This is a genomic window from Herbaspirillum rhizosphaerae (genome assembly GCF_001189965.1).
GTDB lineage: Bacteria > Pseudomonadota > Gammaproteobacteria > Burkholderiales > Burkholderiaceae_D > Herbaspirillum > Herbaspirillum rhizosphaerae.
Map to the genome: position 1 here is coordinate 34,895 of NZ_LFLU01000017.1, position 16,559 is coordinate 51,453.

General features: G+C 59.6%; 15 protein-coding genes. 9 read left to right on the top strand and 6 right to left on the bottom strand.

All coding sequences use genetic code 11. From position 1 onward, the window contains the following. Positions 1-36: 36 nt before the first annotated feature. The 5 genes from gatC to AKL25_RS19320 all read left to right on the top strand — a co-directional run bounded on the left by gatC (position 37) and on the right by AKL25_RS19320 (position 5,428). Positions 37-339 (top strand): Asp-tRNA(Asn)/Glu-tRNA(Gln) amidotransferase subunit GatC, encoded by a 303-nt coding sequence (gene gatC / locus AKL25_RS19300; protein ID WP_007881174.1) that lies wholly within the window; start codon positions 37-39, stop codon positions 337-339. Positions 340-411: 72 nt separating this feature from the next. After that, a complete protein-coding gene (gene gatA / locus AKL25_RS19305) occupies positions 412-1,878 on the top strand; it encodes an Asp-tRNA(Asn)/Glu-tRNA(Gln) amidotransferase subunit GatA (protein WP_050479343.1) in 1,467 nt (488 codons plus the stop codon). Between the two features lie 153 nt (positions 1,879-2,031). Continuing rightward, entirely contained in the window at positions 2,032-3,492 is a 1,461-nt protein-coding gene (gene gatB, locus AKL25_RS19310; protein ID WP_050479344.1) for an Asp-tRNA(Asn)/Glu-tRNA(Gln) amidotransferase subunit GatB, read from the top strand. A 361-nt stretch (positions 3,493-3,853) separates the two neighbouring features. Beyond that, entirely contained in the window at positions 3,854-4,750 is an 897-nt protein-coding gene (locus tag AKL25_RS19315; protein WP_050479345.1) for a TauD/TfdA dioxygenase family protein, read from the top strand. A gap of 171 nt (positions 4,751-4,921) precedes the next feature. Next, the gene (locus AKL25_RS19320) at positions 4,922-5,428 is read left to right on the top strand and encodes a LapA family protein (RefSeq protein ID WP_050479346.1); all 507 of its coding nucleotides are present in this window, start codon (positions 4,922-4,924) and stop codon (positions 5,426-5,428) included. A 183-nt stretch (positions 5,429-5,611) separates the two neighbouring features. Here AKL25_RS19320 and pyrE read toward each other — a convergent pair whose 3' ends face one another. Next, entirely contained in the window at positions 5,612-6,274 is a 663-nt protein-coding gene (gene pyrE / locus AKL25_RS19325) for an orotate phosphoribosyltransferase (RefSeq protein ID WP_050479347.1), read from the bottom strand. 127 nt (positions 6,275-6,401) lie between these two features. Here pyrE and AKL25_RS19330 point away from each other — a divergent pair, with 127 nt between their 5' ends. Further along, a complete protein-coding gene (locus AKL25_RS19330) occupies positions 6,402-7,178 on the top strand; it encodes an exodeoxyribonuclease III (RefSeq protein ID WP_050479415.1) in 777 nt (258 codons plus the stop codon). Between the two features lie 116 nt (positions 7,179-7,294). Here the strand turns inward: AKL25_RS19330 and AKL25_RS19335 are convergent, their stop codons facing one another. The 4 genes from AKL25_RS19335 to AKL25_RS19350 all read right to left on the bottom strand — a co-directional run bounded on the left by AKL25_RS19335 (position 7,295) and on the right by AKL25_RS19350 (position 12,758). Beyond that, the gene (locus tag AKL25_RS19335; RefSeq protein ID WP_050479348.1) at positions 7,295-9,943 is read right to left on the bottom strand and encodes a DNA topoisomerase III; all 2,649 of its coding nucleotides are present in this window, start codon (positions 9,941-9,943) and stop codon (positions 7,295-7,297) included. A 254-nt stretch (positions 9,944-10,197) separates the two neighbouring features. Beyond that, on the bottom strand, positions 10,198-10,674 hold the full coding sequence (locus tag AKL25_RS19340; protein WP_050479349.1) for a Smg family protein: 477 nt from the start codon (positions 10,672-10,674) through the stop codon (positions 10,198-10,200). 106 nt (positions 10,675-10,780) lie between these two features. Then, positions 10,781-11,902: a DNA-processing protein DprA gene (gene dprA, locus AKL25_RS19345; RefSeq protein ID WP_050479350.1), complete on the bottom strand. Its 1,122-nt coding sequence runs from the start codon at positions 11,900-11,902 to the stop codon at positions 10,781-10,783. Then, positions 11,892-12,758 (bottom strand): hypothetical protein, encoded by an 867-nt coding sequence (locus AKL25_RS19350; RefSeq protein WP_157050705.1) that lies wholly within the window; start codon positions 12,756-12,758, stop codon positions 11,892-11,894. Before AKL25_RS19350 ends, dprA begins: the two co-directional genes overlap by 11 nt. A gap of 173 nt (positions 12,759-12,931) precedes the next feature. Here AKL25_RS19350 and def point away from each other — a divergent pair, with 173 nt between their 5' ends. Beyond that, on the top strand, positions 12,932-13,444 hold the full coding sequence (gene def, locus AKL25_RS19355) for a peptide deformylase (RefSeq protein WP_050479352.1): 513 nt from the start codon (positions 12,932-12,934) through the stop codon (positions 13,442-13,444). Between the two features lie 62 nt (positions 13,445-13,506). Here the strand turns inward: def and AKL25_RS19360 are convergent, their stop codons facing one another. Then, the gene (locus tag AKL25_RS19360) at positions 13,507-14,574 is read right to left on the bottom strand and encodes an MBL fold metallo-hydrolase (protein ID WP_050479416.1); all 1,068 of its coding nucleotides are present in this window, start codon (positions 14,572-14,574) and stop codon (positions 13,507-13,509) included. Positions 14,575-14,746: 172 nt separating this feature from the next. Here AKL25_RS19360 and AKL25_RS19365 point away from each other — a divergent pair, with 172 nt between their 5' ends. Both AKL25_RS19365 and AKL25_RS19370 read left to right on the top strand, forming a co-directional pair. Continuing rightward, the gene (locus AKL25_RS19365) at positions 14,747-15,187 is read left to right on the top strand and encodes a MerR family transcriptional regulator (RefSeq protein WP_050479353.1); all 441 of its coding nucleotides are present in this window, start codon (positions 14,747-14,749) and stop codon (positions 15,185-15,187) included. Positions 15,188-15,296: 109 nt separating this feature from the next. Further along, positions 15,297-16,481, top strand: a complete 1,185-nt coding sequence (locus AKL25_RS19370) for an isovaleryl-CoA dehydrogenase (protein ID WP_050479354.1) — start codon at positions 15,297-15,299, stop codon at positions 16,479-16,481. Positions 16,482-16,559 lie beyond the last annotated feature (78 nt).

Below are 16,559 nucleotides of genomic sequence, written 5' to 3' on the forward strand. Positions count from 1 at the left end.
ACACTAGCTCTCGCGCCCGGCGCGCACCTTCCTATCATGACTCTAGCCCTTTCCGATGTTAAGCGCATTGCCAATCTGTCCCGTCTGGAATTGACAGATGAACAAGCAGGTCAAACCCTGGACAAACTGAACGGCATTTTCTCCCTGGTCGAACAGATGAAAGCGGTCGACACCACCGGCATCGAGCCGCTGAGCCACCCGATTGCCGCACTGACCACCGATTTGTCGCTGCGCCTGCGCGAAGACGCCGTGACCGAAACCAATCACCGCGACGACTATCAGAAGCCCGCCCCGGCAACCCAGGACGGCCTGTACCTCGTACCCAAGGTCATCGAATAATCGCCGCTCGTCACGACATGCGCATCGCGCGTCCGCAGCCTCACAGAACCTGAAAAAACGAATATCTTTTCCATGCATACCAAGACCATTAAAGAGCTTTCGACGCTACTGCAGACCAAGAAAATCTCGGCGACCGAACTGGCCACTTTATTCCTCGACCGCATCGGCGGCAGCGACCTCAACGCCTTCCTGCACGTCGACCGCGAACTCACGCTCAGGCAAGCCGCGCAAGCCGACCAACGCATCGCGTCCAACGACGTCACGCCGCTGACCGGCATTCCGATCGCGCACAAGGACATCTTCGTCACACGCGACTGGCGCACCACGGCCGGTTCGAAGATGCTGGAAAATTATGTAAGCCCGTTTGACGCAACCGTGGTGGAACAGTTCAACGCTGCCGGCACTGTTACATTGGGCAAGCTCAACTGCGACGAATTCGCCATGGGCTCGGGTAACGAAAATTCCTACTTCGGCCCGGTCAAGAATCCATGGGACAAGACCGCCGTTCCGGGCGGCTCTTCCGGCGGCTCGGCCGCAGCAATCGCCGCGCGCCTGGCGCCGGCAGCGACCGCCACCGACACCGGCGGCTCGATCCGCCAACCGTCTTCGCTGTGCGGCGTCACCGGCATCAAGCCGACCTACGGCAGCGTCTCGCGCTACGGCATGATCGCGTTTGCCTCCTCGCTCGACCAGGGCGGCCCGATTGCCAAAACCGCCGAAGACTGCGGCCTGCTGCTCAACGCCATGACCGGTTTCGATCAGCGCGATTCGACCAGCATCGAACGTCCGAAGGAAGATTTCAACCGCTCGCTCAACGACAGCCTCAAAGGCTTGCGTATCGGCATACCGAAAGAATTCTTCGGCGCCGGCCTGGCCGCCGATGTTGAACAAGCCGTGCGCGCCGCGCTCAGGGAATACGAAAAACTCGGCGCCACGCTGGTCGATATTTCGCTGCCGAAAACCGAGCTGTCGATCCCCGTGTATTACGTGATCGCGCCAGCGGAAGCGTCGTCGAACCTCTCGCGTTTCGACGGTGTGCGCTACGGCCACCGCGCCGCCGATTACAAGGATCTCGCCGACATGTACAAGAAGTCGCGCGCAGAAGGTTTCGGCGATGAAGTGAAGCGCCGCATTCTGGTCGGCGCCTATGTGTTGTCGCACGGTTATTACGACGCCTACTACTTGCAGGCGCAAAAAATCCGCCGCCTGATCGCGCAGGAATTCCAGAACGCGCTGCTCGGCCCGGACCGTCAATGCGACGTCATCATGGGTCCCGTGTCGCCGACCGTGGCATGGGATCTGGGCGACAAAACCGACGACCCGATTGCCAACTACCTGGCCGATATCTTCACGCTGTCGACCAGCCTGGCAGGCTTGCCGGGCATGTCGATTCCCTGCGGTTTCGGTCAGGGTGAAAAGAACGGCAAGCGTCCGGTCGGCCTGCAAATCATCGGCAGCTACTACGATGAAGCGCGCCTGCTGAACGTCGCGCACCAGTACCAGCAAGTCACCGATTGGCATTTGCGCGCGCCGGCTTAATTGCCTTGCGCAGATAAGAAATAATGGGACTTACGCAAAATTGTCCTGGCTAGGCGTGCTGACGAAGACAGTACGGCGTACGGCGAGGAAGCACAACGACGTCAGGGCGGTTTTGCGTAAGTCCTGACGAATACAGAATCAGCGAGGAATACTATGCAGTGGGAAGTCGTCATCGGTCTGGAAACGCACACACAGCTTTCGACCGAATCCAAAATTTTCAGCGGCTCGTCGACACAGTTCGGCTCTGCTCCCAACACCCAGGCCAGCCCGGTCGATCTGGCATTGCCGGGCGTCTTGCCGGTGCTGAACAAAGGCGCGGTCGAACGCGCCATCCAGTTCGGCCTGGCCATCGGCGCAACGATCGCGCCGCGCTCCGTTTTTGCGCGCAAAAACTACTTCTATCCCGACCTGCCGAAGGGCTATCAGATCAGCCAGTTTGAAATTCCGGTGGTCCAGGGCGGCAAGATTTCCTTCGTGATGGAAAAAGACGGCAAGGCAGAAATCAAGACCCTGCAACTGACCCGCGCCCACCTCGAAGAAGACGCCGGCAAGTCGCTGCACGAAGACTACCAGGGCATGAGCGGCATCGACCTCAACCGCGCCGGCACGCCGCTGCTGGAAATCGTCACCGAACCCGACATGCGCAGCGCCGCTGAAGCCGTCGCCTACGCCAAGGCCCTGCACTCGCTGGTGATGTGGCTCGGCATCTGCGACGGCAACATGCAGGAAGGCTCGTTCCGCTGCGACGCCAACGTCTCCGTGCGCCCGGTAGGCCAGAAGGAATACGGCACCCGCTGCGAGATCAAGAACCTCAACTCCTTCCGCTTCATGGAAGACGCGATCAACTACGAAGTGCGCCGCCAGGTCGAGCTCATCGAAGACGGCGGCACCGTCGTGCAGGAAACGCGCCTCTACGATCCGGACAAGAAAGAAACGCGCTCCATGCGCAGCAAGGAAGACGCGCAGGATTACCGCTACTTCCCCGACCCCGACCTGCCGCCGCTGGTCATCGCGCAAGAATGGATAGCACGCGTGAAGGCCTCCATGCCGGAACTGCCGGGCGCCATGCGCGAGCGCTTCGTCAACGACTACGGCCTGCCCGAATACGACGCCGCCGTGCTCACGCAATCGAAGTCGATGGCCTCCTACTTTGAAGCCGTCGTCACTGCGGCCGGCAAAGAGCAGGCCAAGCCCGCCGCCAACTGGCTCATGGGCGACGTCGCCTCCACTCTCAACCGCGAAGACACCGACATCGCCGACGCTCCCGTCAGCGCCGTGCAACTGTCACTGCTGTTGAAACGCATCGCCGATGGCACGATCTCCAACAAGATCGCCAAGGAAGTCTTCGCCGGCATGTGGGAAGCCAAGTCCGGCAAAGACACGCTCGCCGACGACATCATCGACGCCAAGGGCCTCAAGCAAATCTCCGACAGCGGCGCGCTGGAAACGATCGTCGATCAGGTGCTGGCGGCGAATGAAAAATCGGTGGCGGAATTCCGCTCGGGCAAGGAACAAGCCATCAACGCCTTGATCGGCCAGGCCATGAAGGCGACCAAGGGCAAGGCGAATCCGGCGCAGCTGACGGAGCTGTTGCGCAAGAAACTGACAGCGTAATAAGACTGCTGTTTTAAGTAGTAAATGGTCGGGAACATCAACGGCATTCGCTTGTTGTTGTCCCGGCCACCATTCAGGTACGCAATGCAGTTGCCGGTCACCGCCACAAATCCCCATCTGCGACAACCTGTGCGCTCTACTCCATGTCGCCGCTGAATAGCGCGAGAATCCGACCGCTACTCCCTACGTCAAATCTCCCCTATCAGACAGTGAGAACAAAAACCGCATATCGATATGAAGTCTTATTCGTTGATCCCATCCCTCTGTCGCTGTGTAATGCTTTTTTAGCCTTATCCAAGGCGGAGCCGCCATCCCTGCCATCCTATGACGCGTGCCGCCTTTTCATGGAGCCAGCACCGACATGTCCAGCGCAACCGCATTACTGCAACGCCCTACAGAAAATGACAAACGCGATTTCAGCATCCTGCCTTTCGACGGCCCCCTCGGCGCCGAGATCACCGGTCTCGATATCAACCTGACGTCGGATCGCGACATCGCCGAACTGCGCGCTGCACTCGTCAAGCATAGCGTCATCGTCCTGCGCGACCAACGCATCACGCCGGAAGAGCATGTTGCTTTCAGCCGCCGCTTCGGGCCATTGCAGGTACATGTGCTCAATCGCTTTCACCTCAAGCATCATCCGGAAATCATGATCGTTTCCAACGTGGTCGAAAACGGTCAGCCGATCGGGCTGGTCGATGCGGGCGCGGACTGGCATTCGGATCTGTCCTACATGCCCAGGCCCAGCCTGGGTTCGTTGCTGCACGCGCAGGAGCTGCCGCCGGAACAGGGCGACACGCAGTTCGCCAACATGTTTCACGCTTATGACAGCTTGCCGGCGGAGGTGAAGAAGACCATCGAAGGACGTCGCGCCGTACATTCTTACGTGTATCGCTATCGTCGCTTGCAGGCATTGTCGCCGTGGCGGGTCGACCTGACGCAAAAGCAGATCGACGAGGTGCCTGACGTCGAACATCCGGTCGTGCGTACGCATCCGGAAAGCGGTCGCAAGGCCTTGTTCGTGAGCGAGGGTTTTACCTCCCACATCATCGGTTTGCCGAAGGATGAAAGCGATGCGTTGCTGAAGTTGTTGCATGAGCATACCGTACGCGCCGAGAACGTTTATACGCACAAGTGGCGGCCGCACGATATCGTGTTCTGGGATAACCGCAGCACCGTGCATTACGCGCCGATCACGCCGCAGCATTTGCGCCGCACGCTGTATCGCACGACGGTGGAAGGCGATGTGCCGTTTTGAATTGTTTCTGTTTTACCAACGGATAAGTAGGACAAACCCGCCAAAAGCCCTCCACGGAGGGCTTTTTTATTGGCGATCTTGCATTGTTGCCATCGAATAAGGAACGACGCTCATTGCCTCAGGTCCAAATTGCATCCCGCCGCATTATTCAAACAACACAAGGAGAACGCAATGAGATTCCGCACAACTTTCATGATCGTCGTATTGGCGCTGGTCGGCATTTTTGCCGCCGTGAACTGGGAGGCTTTTCTGGCGCCGACGCAGTTGACGCTGGTGTTCACGGATTTTCAGGCGCCATTGGGGTTGGTGATGCTGGGCGTGGTGATCGTGCTGACGGCGGTCTTTTTGATGTATGTGATGGCGTTGCAGACCAGCGTGCTGTTTGAGACGCGCCGCCTGACCAAACAGCTCGATACGCAGCGCGATCTGGCCGACCAGGCCGAGAAGTCGCGCTTCATCGAATTGCGAGGTTATCTGCAGAGTGAATTGCAGCAGCTGCAGCAACGTCAGAACGCGCACCTGAGCGCGCTGACCAACAAGCTGGAGTCGGTGCAGCAGGATATCCAGCAACGCGGCCAGTTGACGGAAAACGCCGTAGCCGCGCAGATTGGAGAACTGGACGATCGCCTGCAGCGACATGGCGTCGGCGTGAGCGCGGTCGGCATCAAGGCGATCTGAGCCGCCCCGCGCCTTTTCATTCTTCGTTCAAAATGAACAATGCCCCATGAGAGGGGCATTGTTTTTTGCGCGTGCATCGTGGCGATCCACTATCCATGATGCATGCGCTGCGCCGGGAAGGCATCAAACCGGCATCAGGCGCCATCAAACCACGTCAGACACCTTGGGATGCATCTTCCGATTTCAGACGCCGTAGCGCGTGCGATACGCCGCCACAGCGTCCTTGTATTGCGCGAGCTGCGCATCGGCGCCGGCGTGAGCCAGGTATTCCAACAGGTCGTTGAGGTTGCCGATGGAGATCACGGGCATGTCGTAGGCCTTGGCGACTTCCTGCACGGCCGAGTGGGCCGACAGCGCGTCGTCCTTGCCGGAGCGTTCCATGCGGTCGAGCGCGATCAGCACGGCGCATGGCGTGGCGCCTGCTGCACGGATCATGTCGACCGACTCGCGCACCGAGGTGCCGGCGGAGATGACGTCGTCGATGATCACCACGCGGCCTTGCAGCTTGGCGCCGACGATGGTGCCGCCTTCGCCGTGGTCCTTGGCTTCCTTGCGGTTGTAGGCGAACGGTACGTTGCGGCCGTGGCCTGCCAGCGCGACGGCGGTGGCGGACGCCAGCGTGATGCCCTTGTAGGCGGGGCCGAACAGCATGTCGTATTCGACGCCGGACTCTTGCAGCGTCTGCGCGTAAAACTGCGCGACCTTGGCCAGCGCGGCACCTTCGTTGAACAGGCCGGCGTTGAAGAAGTACGGCGAGGTGCGGCCGGCCTTGGTGATGAACTCGCCGAAGCGCAATACGCCTGCGGAGACGGCGAACTCGATGAATTCTTGTCGTAAGTTGCTCAAAATATATTCCCGAAAAATTGTCTGCGGAGAAACCCGCACGCTGCCGCCCGACAGCGCCAGCTTGCAAAGACCCACATTTTAAATGAATCAGGTATGCTACGCGCCTGACTTTTACGTGAGTTTCCCCATGCCAAAAATCGTCTCCGCCAATCTCAACGGCATCCGCTCCGCCGCAAAAAAGGGTTTCTTCGAGTGGATGGCCAAGGAATCCGCCGACTTCATCTGCGTGCAGGAGCTCAAGGCGCAGGAAGCCGACATGACTGAAGATTTCTTGACGCCGAAGGGCTATGTCGGCCACTTCCACTATGCCGAGAAGAAGGGTTACTCCGGCGTCGGCCTGTACAGCAAGCGCAAGCCCGATGCCGTGCGCATCGGCTTCGGCACCAAGGAGTTCGACGATGAAGGCCGCTACGTCGAGTGCGACTTCGGCGACATCACGGTGATCTCGCTGTACTGCCCGTCGGGCTCGTCGAGCGAAGAGCGCCAGCAGGCCAAGTTCCGTTTCATGGAAGTGTTCCTGCCGCACTTGCAGGAGCTGAAGGACAGCGGCCGCGAAGTCGTCATCTGCGGCGACTGGAACATCGCGCACAAGGAAATCGACCTGAAGAACTGGAAGAGCAACCAGAAGAACTCGGGCTTCCTGCCGGAAGAGCGCGCGTGGCTGACACGCGTGTTCGACGAGCTCGGCCTGGTGGACGTGTATCGCACCATCCATCCGGAAACCACCGGCGACGCCTACACCTGGTGGAGCAATCGCGGCCAGGCCTGGGCCAACAACGTGGGTTGGCGCATCGACTATCACATCGCAACTGCCGGTATCGCCAAGAAGGCGAAGACGGCGGCCATCTACAAGGAAGCGCGCTTCTCGGATCACGCGCCGCTGACGATTGATTACAAAGGCTGATCGCCTTTGCATGCCGCCTGAGCGCCGCTTATGCTGCGCCGGCGGCGATAAAAAAAAGCCCTCGGTGACGAGGGCTTTTTTGTGCGCGGAAGAAAACCGCTCGCGTAAGGTGCAGACTACGCGGCGACTTTTTTCGGTGCGGCCTTTTTAGCGGCGGGCTTCTTTGCTGCTGCAGGTTTCTTGGCGACAGCCGGCTTCTTCGCTGCGGCGGCCGGCTTGGTCTTGGCGGTTGCAGTGGTTTCGGCGTCGTCGCCTTCTTTTGCTGCAGCCGCTTTGCCCTTGGCAGGCGCCTTGGCTTTGCGCTCTTCAAACTCGAAGCTGATCTTGCCGTCCTTGCCGCGCGTCAGGAAGGCCTTGAACGGACGGCGCGTACGTTGCGAGATGAAGCCCGGCAGCAAATCGGTCTTGCCTTCGTTGAGCAGCTTGGCCATTTGTTCCGGCAGGATTTCTTGCTGCAGGATGATGCGACCGCTGCGGAAATCGCAGGCCTTGGGCTTGGCGACCTGTTTTTCGCAGACGTAGGCCAGACCCATTTCATAGACGCCGCTGCCGCATTTCGGGCAAGGGCCGAGCGGGGTCTGTTCGCTGAAGTCGACCGGCTCGCCGCCTTCGGCATCATCGTTCTGGCCGAAGTCGAATTCGAGCTTGTAGTTGTTGATTTCGTTGTCGCGCGAAATCTTCAGGATCGCCGCGAACGGACGGCCCATCTTGGAGCGGAAGCCTTGCAGCGGGCCGATGGTGCGATTGGCCAGCAGTTCTTCCACTTCGGGGATTTCAAACTGGCGTCCACCGGGCACCTTGCTCATCGAAAATTCGCACTTGGTGCAGGCGAAACGGCGATAGTTTTCCTTCACCACGCTGCCGCAATTCGGGCATGGCGTTTTCAGCGTCGCGTAATCGCCGGGGATGGTGTCGTTGTTGTATTCCTTGGCGCGTTTGACGATGACTTGCGTCATCTGGGCGATCTCGCGCATGAATTCTTCACGGCTGATCTTGCCGCGTTCCATCTGCGCCAGCTTCTGTTCCCATTCGCCGGTCAGTTCAGGTTCGGTCAACTCGTCCACGCCGAGGCCGTGCAGCAGCGTCATGAGCTGGAACGCCTTGGCGGTCGGCATCATTTCGCGGCCTTCGCGCAGCAGGTATTTTTCGTTCAGCAAACCTTCGATGATGGCAGCGCGCGTGGCCGGCGTGCCGAGGCCCTTGCCGGCCATCGCCTCGCGCAGCTCGTCGGAGTCGATCAGCTTGCCGGCGCCTTCCATGGCCGACAGCAGCGTCGCTTCGGTGTAGCGTGCAGGCGGTTTGGTGACCAGGCCGTTGGCGGCGACCTTGTCGGTCTTGACCTTTTCGTCCTTGGCGACGGCGACCAAAGTGCCGCTGTTTTCATCTTTCTCGTCGACGATATCCTTGCCGTAAATCGCCAGCCAGCCCGGATTGGTCATGACCTTGCCTTCAGTCTTGAACTGATGGCCGGAGACTTCGGTGAAGCGCGTGGTGACCTGGAACTCGGCAGCCGGGAAGAACACCGCCATGAAGCGGCGCGTCACCAGGTCGTACAGTTTTTGTTCCGGCTCGGACAGGTTCTTCGGCACTTGCGTGGTCGGAATGATCGCAAAGTGATCGCTGATCTTGGTGTTGTCGAAGATGCGCTTGTTCGGCTTGACCCAACCCTGCTTGAGGATCTGCTTGGAGAACTGGTGGTAATTGTTGTTCTCGGACAGCGACTCCATCGTGTCCTTGACGGTCTGCAGGTAATCTTCCGGCAGATGGCGCGAGTCGGTACGCGGATAGGTCAGGACCTTGTGCTTTTCGTACAGGGCCTGGGCCAGGCCGAGTGTGTTCTTGGCCGAGAAGCCGAAGCGCGAGTTGGCTTCGCGTTGCAGGCTGGTCAGGTCGAACAGGCCGGGCGCCATTTGCGTGGTCGGCTTGGATTCTTCGGTGACGGTGCCGATCTTGCCGCGGCAGGCGGCGACGATGGATTCGGCCGCAGCCTTGCTCCACAGACGCTCAGGACGCTTCTCGGGATCGTTCTCGTCCTTCTTGTGCATCTTGTCGAGCCAGCGGCCTTCATAGATGCCGGCGGCGCAGACGAAGTCGGCGCGCACTTCCCAGAAATCGCGCGACACGAACTTCTTGATCTTCTCTTCACGCTCGACCACGATCGACAGCGTCGGCGTTTGCACGCGGCCGACGGTGGTCAGGTAGAAGCCGCCTTCTTTCGAATTGAAAGCGGTCATGGCGCGCGTGCCGTTGATGCCGATCAGCCAGTCCGCTTCGCTGCGGCAACGGGCGGCGTCGGCCAGCGGCAACATGTCTTCATCCTTGCGCAGATTGGCGAAACCGTCGCGGATCGCGCCCGGCGTCATCGATTGCAGCCACAGGCGCTGCACCGGTTGCTTGGCTTTGGTGTATTGCGCGATCAGGCGGAAAATCAGTTCGCCTTCCCGCCCCGCGTCGCAGGCGTTGATCAGGCCAGTGACGTCCTTGCGCTTGATGAGCTTGTTGAGCGCCTTGAGGCGCGACTCGGTCTTGGCGATCGGGTTGAGCGCAAAGTGCGGCGGAATCATCGGCAGATGCGTGAAAGTCCATTTGCCGCGTTTGACGTCGTATTCCTCGGGCACCGCGATTTCCAGCAGGTGGCCGACGGCGGAGGACAGTACGTATTCGTCGGATTCGAAGTACTCATCGTGCTTGGTAAAGCCGCCGAGCGTCTTCGCGATATCGTTCGCGACAGAGGGCTTCTCGGCAATGATGAGGGTCTTGCTCATAAATATGATCTCAAAAGAGGATACAAAATGTGGTCGTCAGCTACTTTCCGGGCGGCACCAAAATGAGGCGGCCTGGCAGAATTTATATTGCGTATTGGCAATATGCTTTTTATATAGTAGCTAATATTCGAGGATTGCGGGGGAATGATAAGCGCGATGCGGAAGAAACGGCAAGCGCGGCGGCATGCCTGTGGTGGGCGAAAGACGCGCCCACCAAGGAAAACCGAGGGGATCTCAGAGAATAACGAACCGATTTAGTGCAACAGACGCGGTTCGTCGTCATCTTCGTCGAGAAACAGCTCGTCGAACATCAGGCCGTCCGGCTCCTTGCCCTGGCTCCACAACACCATCAGCACGATGACCTTGAGCTTTTCCAGCGAGACAGGCGCATCGCCGATGGCCAGCGCGCGTTCGATGACGATCTCGCGTTGGATGGCGTTGAGCATTTTGGCCGACTCGAGGAACTGGATGAAACCGACCGCTTCCGTTCCCAGTACGTCCATTTCTTGCGTAGCGTAAATGCGGATACCGAAAGAGAAGGCGGTTTGCTGAGGGTATTGATCGGCGAATTCGTGATTGGCTTCTTCAAGATCGGTCAGCCAACCGAGGGCGCGCGTGATTTCCTCATCCTCAAAACCAATGGCGGTCAATTTCTTGACCAAGGCCGCTGGTTCAGGGCAGGCATCGGGGCGATAGTAGGTTTCGTACAGATAAACAAGGACGTCAAACATGGCTCTACTCTATCGCGAAGGTTGACACAACACAAGTCTACGAATCCAGTATGGCAGGATTTTTAAATCTTCGCAGAATATCTTTCGGTTGTTTTTTGTGCATTGTCTAATTCACACGACGATACATTCCACCGGGTAAGCATTCGACAACGCCCTCCATTTCCAGCGTGAGCAAACGCGCGTTCAATGCGGCCGCATCGAGCCCGCTGCGCACGCTCAGCATGTCGCCGTCGATGGGATCGAACCCCATCGCCTTCAACACGATGTCTTCATCGAGATCCCCCATCTTCGTCAGTTGTTTCGGCGCCTGCAAGGGCAACGATAGAGGCAACCTTCCCAGCTCTTCCAGAATGTCTTCCGCCGACTCGACCAGCTTCGCGCCCTGCTTGATCAACAGGTGACATCCTTTGGACAAGGGCGAGTGAATCGATCCCGGAATCGCGAACACATCGCGTCCCTGTTCGGCCGCCATGCGTGCCGTGATCAGCGAGCCCGATTGCGCCGCTGCCTCCACTACCAGCACGGCGCGCGACAATCCCGAAATGATCCGATTGCGGCGTGGAAAATTACTGGCGATCGGCGGCATGCCGAGCGGATATTCGCTGACGATGCAGCCTTCCTCCGTGAGACGATGCGCGAGTGTGCGATTGCGCGCCGGATAGACGATGTCGAGACCGGTGCCGATCACCGCGACGGTGGACCCGCTGCCGCGCAGACCACCCTGATGCGCCGCGGCGTCGATGCCGAGTGCAAGTCCCGATACGATCGTCAGTCCGGCGCGGCTGGCCGCATCGGAAAAACGTTCGCTGTGCTGTATGCCCTGCGCAGTCGCATTGCGGCTGCCGACCACGGCCAGCGATGTCGCCGCCAGCAATTCCGCGCGCCCTTTTATATAGAGCAGCACCGGCGGATCGGGGATATTCAGCAAGGCTTGCGGATACCCGGCATCGGCCAGCGTGACGATGCGATTGCCCGGTTCTTCAACCCAGGCCAGCGTGCGCTCGATATGGTTTTGCATCATCGCCGACGGCGGCTTCAGCAGGGCGCGCGCGATGCGTGCGGTCACCACCGTGCTCAAGGCGGCGCCGTCGGCGGTGAAGATATCCGACGGCATGCCGAAAACGGTCAGCAGGCGGCGGGCGCCTTCCACACCGAGGCCTTCGATTTGCATGAGGCGGAGCCAGTCGGACAGCTCCCTTGTGTCATTCACAGACGCGTTATTCAACATCCCTGGTGTTCGCTTTTTCTGGCTGTGGCGCGTACGCCTTATCCCCCACCTGCACCGGCTCGCGCGCTTGTATGATCAAGCCGTACGAAACCCGGTCGAAGACACGCACAATCATCAAACGGCCACACTCCTCTTGCGGGAGCTGTTGAAGCTGCAGCGTTTGCGCGGTGCGCGACATTGTTTTTGCAGCAGACAAGCTCAGCAACTCGCCCTCGCCGAGGCGATCGCGTGCGCCCTTGTTGATCGCCACGATCTGGTGTTGCGCTGCGAGGTCGGCGCCGTCGGCAATCGATACGATCAACGCATCAATCGCCTGCAAAGAACGCCGCGGAGAAATTGCGCGCGGCGCTTCCGCCGGCATCGCCATCAGACGATCGCCGATGGCGATTTCGCGCGTGGCGTCCATGATCAGAAAGCGGTGCAATCCGTCCGCTGTCTGTTCCTGCAAGACGGCTTTGCCCAAGGGGATGACTTCGTCGCCGAGAGACTCCTTGCTGGCCGGGTCCGACAAACGCCGCCCCGCGCGCACGATGCGGAATTCGGACGCCCCATGCAGATCTCCCTGCACATACATCTGGTCGTCCTTGCCCAGATAGGCGCGTTTTTCCGGTGCGGCGACGATACGCGGCGCAGACGCCAGCGCGACGGCGTCGAGCACCATCGGCAGGCGCAACAGCGGCAGCAGCGCGCGGCCGGAGATCGTCGCGGCGGACGCCGCCGGCAAGGCGCTGCTCCTGATTGCCGGTGCAATATGCACCGCCGGCGAGGTCTCCTGAGCGTCCGGCGATGTTGCACAAACGCCGCCGGCAAGGCCGAACAAGAGGAGAGCGAAGCCGGCTATGATAAAATTTTTCACGAATTGCCCCTCAGTGCGGCAAATTGCGGCGCACGCCAGAATCGGCCAAAAGTCTTTTTAGTTGCAACATTGACAATAAAAAGCTGATTCTGCCGACAAATCCTTGAACTAGCAAGAACAACCCTCAGCTAACTCCCAGCGCTATCTTTTTATAGCCCAGTGAGCAAATACGTATGGCCTTATTGAATATCCTCCGCTACCCGGACCCCCGACTGCACAAAGTCGCCAAGCCCGTCACCGTGTTTGACGATCGCATCAAGAAGCTGGTCGCCGACATGGCCGAAACCATGTACGACGCGCCCGGCGTCGGCCTGGCCGCGACCCAGATCGACGTGCACGAACAAGTCATCGTGATCGATGTCTCCGACACCAGCAACGAGTTGCGTGTGTTCATCAATCCGGAAATCACCTGGTCCAGCGACGAGAAGCAGGTCTACGATGAAGGCTGCCTGTCGGTGCCCGGCATTTACGACGGCGTCGAACGCCCGGCACGCGTGAAAGCGCGCGCCCTGGATGCGGATGGAAAAGAATTTGAAGTGGAAGCCGACGGCCTGCTGGCGGTCTGCATCCAGCACGAAATGGATCACCTCAAAGGCAAGGTGTTCGTGGAATACCTGTCGCCGCTCAAGCGCAATCGCATCAAGACCAAGATGCTCAAGGAAGAGCGCGAACTGAAGCGCGGATAACGCCGGACGATCTTGGTAAAACGGCCTGTTTGCATCATGCAGACAGGCCGTTTTTCATTGCGTCAGGCGCTCGCCGTGAAGCGATAGATCCCATCGTCGCCAAGCCGCCTTTCCAACACACCGTCAAACCACAGCTTGTGCAAATGCGCCACCGCTTCGCCCAGCGCAAAACTCAGCTGATGCGTATCGAGCGGGCGCTTGAACATCACCGGCAAGATCTCCACCGCCGTCTGCGGCGTCGCGCAGGCCTCCACCACTTCCGCCAGACGCGCGCGGTGATGGTCGTTGAGTTGCGCGATGCGCGTATGCAGTCCGCGGAACGGTTTGCCATGCGACGGCAGCACCAGCGTGTCGTCGGCCAGGCCGGCATATTTTTCCAGCGAATCCAGATACTGCTGCACCGGATTGGCTTCCGGTTCGATGGCGAACACGGACACGTTGGTGGAGATGCGCGGCAGCACCATGTCGCCGGAAATCAGCACGCGCACATCGTCGGCATACAACGATACATGTTCCGGCGAGTGACCGAAGCCGGTAATCACGCGCCAGTCGCGCCCGCCGATACGTACCATGCGCTGATCCTGCAAGCGCGTATACGACAGCGGCACGTCCGGCACCAGATTCTGATAGTAGTTGTTGCGTCCTGACAATTTGTCGATCAGCTCTTCATCGATCAGCCCATGCCGACGGAAATGCGGCGCCGCCGCGGTACCGTCCGCGCCCGGCAAACCGGCTGACATCAGCCGCGCAAACGCATATTCGCCGGCGCTCATCCACAGCGGCACGTCCCAGCGCTTGCACAGCCAGTCGGCCAGGCCGACGTGATCCGGATGGCAATGTGTGACCAGCACGCGAATAATCGGCAGGCCGCGCAGTTGCGTGGCGAAAATGCTTTCCCAGCTTTCTTTCGTGACATCGGTGGAGATGCCGCAATCGACCGCGGTCCAGCCGCGCACGCGTCCGGACGGCGTCTCGATCTCGTCTTCCAGCAGCCACAGGTTGATGTGGTCCAGCGCAAACGGCAGCCCCATGCGCAGCCACAGGATGCCGGGCGCGACTTCCAGGGTGGTGCCCAGAGCGGGCAAGGTGTCGCCGAAGGCGTATTCGAGCTGGGATTCAAGAGCGTTCATGAGTACCTGACTGTCGCCGGTGTGTTCCGGCATATTGGCAAACTGGCAAAACCGAAGAAGGGGTTTTCATTTTTTTGCAGACAAGCCTACAATATACTTTACGTTAACGTAAAGTGCCACCGCCGCCCCGAAACCAGTAGTCAGCCCAATAATCCGCCATCGCCCAGAGATCATGCCGACCTACACCATTACCGAGCTGGCAAAAGAATTCGACATCACTCCGCGCGCGATCCGGTTCTATGAAGATCAGGGCTTGCTGAGTCCAAGACGCGAAGGCAGCGGCGGCCGCAACCGGGTCTATGCCGCACGCGAACGCACCCGCCTCAAACTCACCCTGCGCGGCAAACGTCTCGGCCTCACTCTCTCGGAGATCAAGAACCTGGTTGACATGTACGAGTCGCCCAAGGACACCGAAGCGCAGCTAAAACGCTTCCTTGGCGTGCTCGCCCAGCATCGCGAAAAACTGGAACGCCAGCGCGAAGACCTCGAAGTCACGCTGGAAGAAATTGCCGCCCACGAAGCCGAATGCCTGCAATTGCTGGACACCGATCTGCCGCAAAAAGCGCCGGCAAAGCGCACTTCGCGCACCATCGCAGCCAGAAAATCGGCCTGACCCCATGAATATCTATTGCTCAATATTTAGGCACATTACGCATTTCAATTGACGTTAACGTAAAGCATATAAATCAATAACGCATTTATCAGAAACGAGGAGACACAACATGATCCATCTGCCAGGTTTGACCTTCGATCACGGTGAAGACATCGCGGCGCTGCGCGAGAGCGTGGCCGCATTCGCGCAAGCTGAAATCGCCCCGCGCGCAGCGGAAATCGACCGCAGCGACCAGTTTCCGATGGACTTGTGGAAAAAGATGGGCGACCTCGGCGTGCTCGGCATCACCGCCGACGAAGAATACGGCGGCGCGGCCATGGGCTACCTCGCCCACATCGTCGCGCTGGAAGAAATCTCGCGCGCCTCGGCCTCGGTCGGCTTGTCCTACGGTGCGCACTCCAATCTGTGCGTCAACCAAATCAAGCGCAACGGCACTACAGAACAAAAGAACAAATACCTGCCCAAGCTGATCTCGGGCGACTTCATCGGCGCGCTCGCCATGTCCGAACCGAACGCCGGCTCCGATGTGGTCAGCATGAAGCTGCGCGCCGACAAGAAGGGCGACCGCTACGTGCTCAACGGCAGCAAGATGTGGATCACCAACGGCCCCGACGCCGACGTGCTGGTGGTGTACGCCAAGACCGACCTGGAAGCGGGCGCGCGCGGCATGACGGCCTTCCTGGTGGAAAAAGGTTTCAAGGGATTCTCAGTCGCGCAAAAACTCGACAAACTCGGCATGCGCGGTTCGCACACCGGCGAGCTGGTGTTCCAGGATTGCGAAGTGCCGGCGGAGAACGTGCTCGGCGGCGTCGGCCGCGGCGTCAACGTGCTGATGTCGGGACTTGATTACGAACGCACCGTGCTGTCCGGCGGACCGCTGGGCATTATGCAAGCCTGTATGGACGTCGTCGTGCCGTACGTGCATGACCGCAAGCAGTTCGGCCAGTCGATTGGCGAATTCCAGCTGATGCAGGGCAAGATCGCCGACATGTACTCGACCATGATGGCCTGCAAGGCTTATGTCTATGCCGTCGGCCAGGCCTGCGACCGCGCCAAGACGCCGGATGCGGCGCGCGCGCTGCGCAAGGACGCCGCCGGCGCTATCCTCTACTCTGCAGAAAAAGCCACCTGGATGGCCGGCGAAGCAATCCAGGCGCTGGGCGGCAACGGCTATATCAATGAATACCCGGTGGGCCGCCTGTGGCGCGACGCCAAACTGTACGAAATCGGCGCCGGCACCAGCGAAATCCGCCGCATGCTGATCGGCCGCGAATTGTTCGCCGAGACCATGTAAGTCGGATGGTAGGAGATGTGCGACGCCCGACTCGCTATCGCCGTCGTCCCAGCGAAAGCTGGGACCCAGTGTCGTGAC

Coding starts and splice junctions, on each gene's coding strand:
- gatC (WP_007881174.1), top strand. CDS start 37: ATGACTCTAGCCCTTTCCGATGTTAAGCGCATTGCCAATCTGTCCCGT.
- gatA (WP_050479343.1), top strand. CDS start 412: ATGCATACCAAGACCATTAAAGAGCTTTCGACGCTACTGCAGACCAAG.
- gatB (WP_050479344.1), top strand. CDS start 2,032: ATGCAGTGGGAAGTCGTCATCGGTCTGGAAACGCACACACAGCTTTCG.
- AKL25_RS19315 (WP_050479345.1), top strand. CDS start 3,854: ATGTCCAGCGCAACCGCATTACTGCAACGCCCTACAGAAAATGACAAA.
- AKL25_RS19320 (WP_050479346.1), top strand. CDS start 4,922: ATGAGATTCCGCACAACTTTCATGATCGTCGTATTGGCGCTGGTCGGC.
- AKL25_RS19330 (WP_050479415.1), top strand. CDS start 6,402: ATGCCAAAAATCGTCTCCGCCAATCTCAACGGCATCCGCTCCGCCGCA.
- AKL25_RS19335 (WP_050479348.1), bottom strand. CDS start 9,943: ATGAGCAAGACCCTCATCATTGCCGAGAAGCCCTCTGTCGCGAACGAT.
- AKL25_RS19340 (WP_050479349.1), bottom strand. CDS start 10,674: ATGTTTGACGTCCTTGTTTATCTGTACGAAACCTACTATCGCCCCGAT.
- dprA (WP_050479350.1), bottom strand. CDS start 11,902: ATGTTGAATAACGCGTCTGTGAATGACACAAGGGAGCTGTCCGACTGG.
- def (WP_050479352.1), top strand. CDS start 12,932: ATGGCCTTATTGAATATCCTCCGCTACCCGGACCCCCGACTGCACAAA.
- AKL25_RS19360 (WP_050479416.1), bottom strand. CDS start 14,574: ATGAACGCTCTTGAATCCCAGCTCGAATACGCCTTCGGCGACACCTTG.
- AKL25_RS19365 (WP_050479353.1), top strand. CDS start 14,747: ATGCCGACCTACACCATTACCGAGCTGGCAAAAGAATTCGACATCACT.
- AKL25_RS19370 (WP_050479354.1), top strand. CDS start 15,297: ATGATCCATCTGCCAGGTTTGACCTTCGATCACGGTGAAGACATCGCG.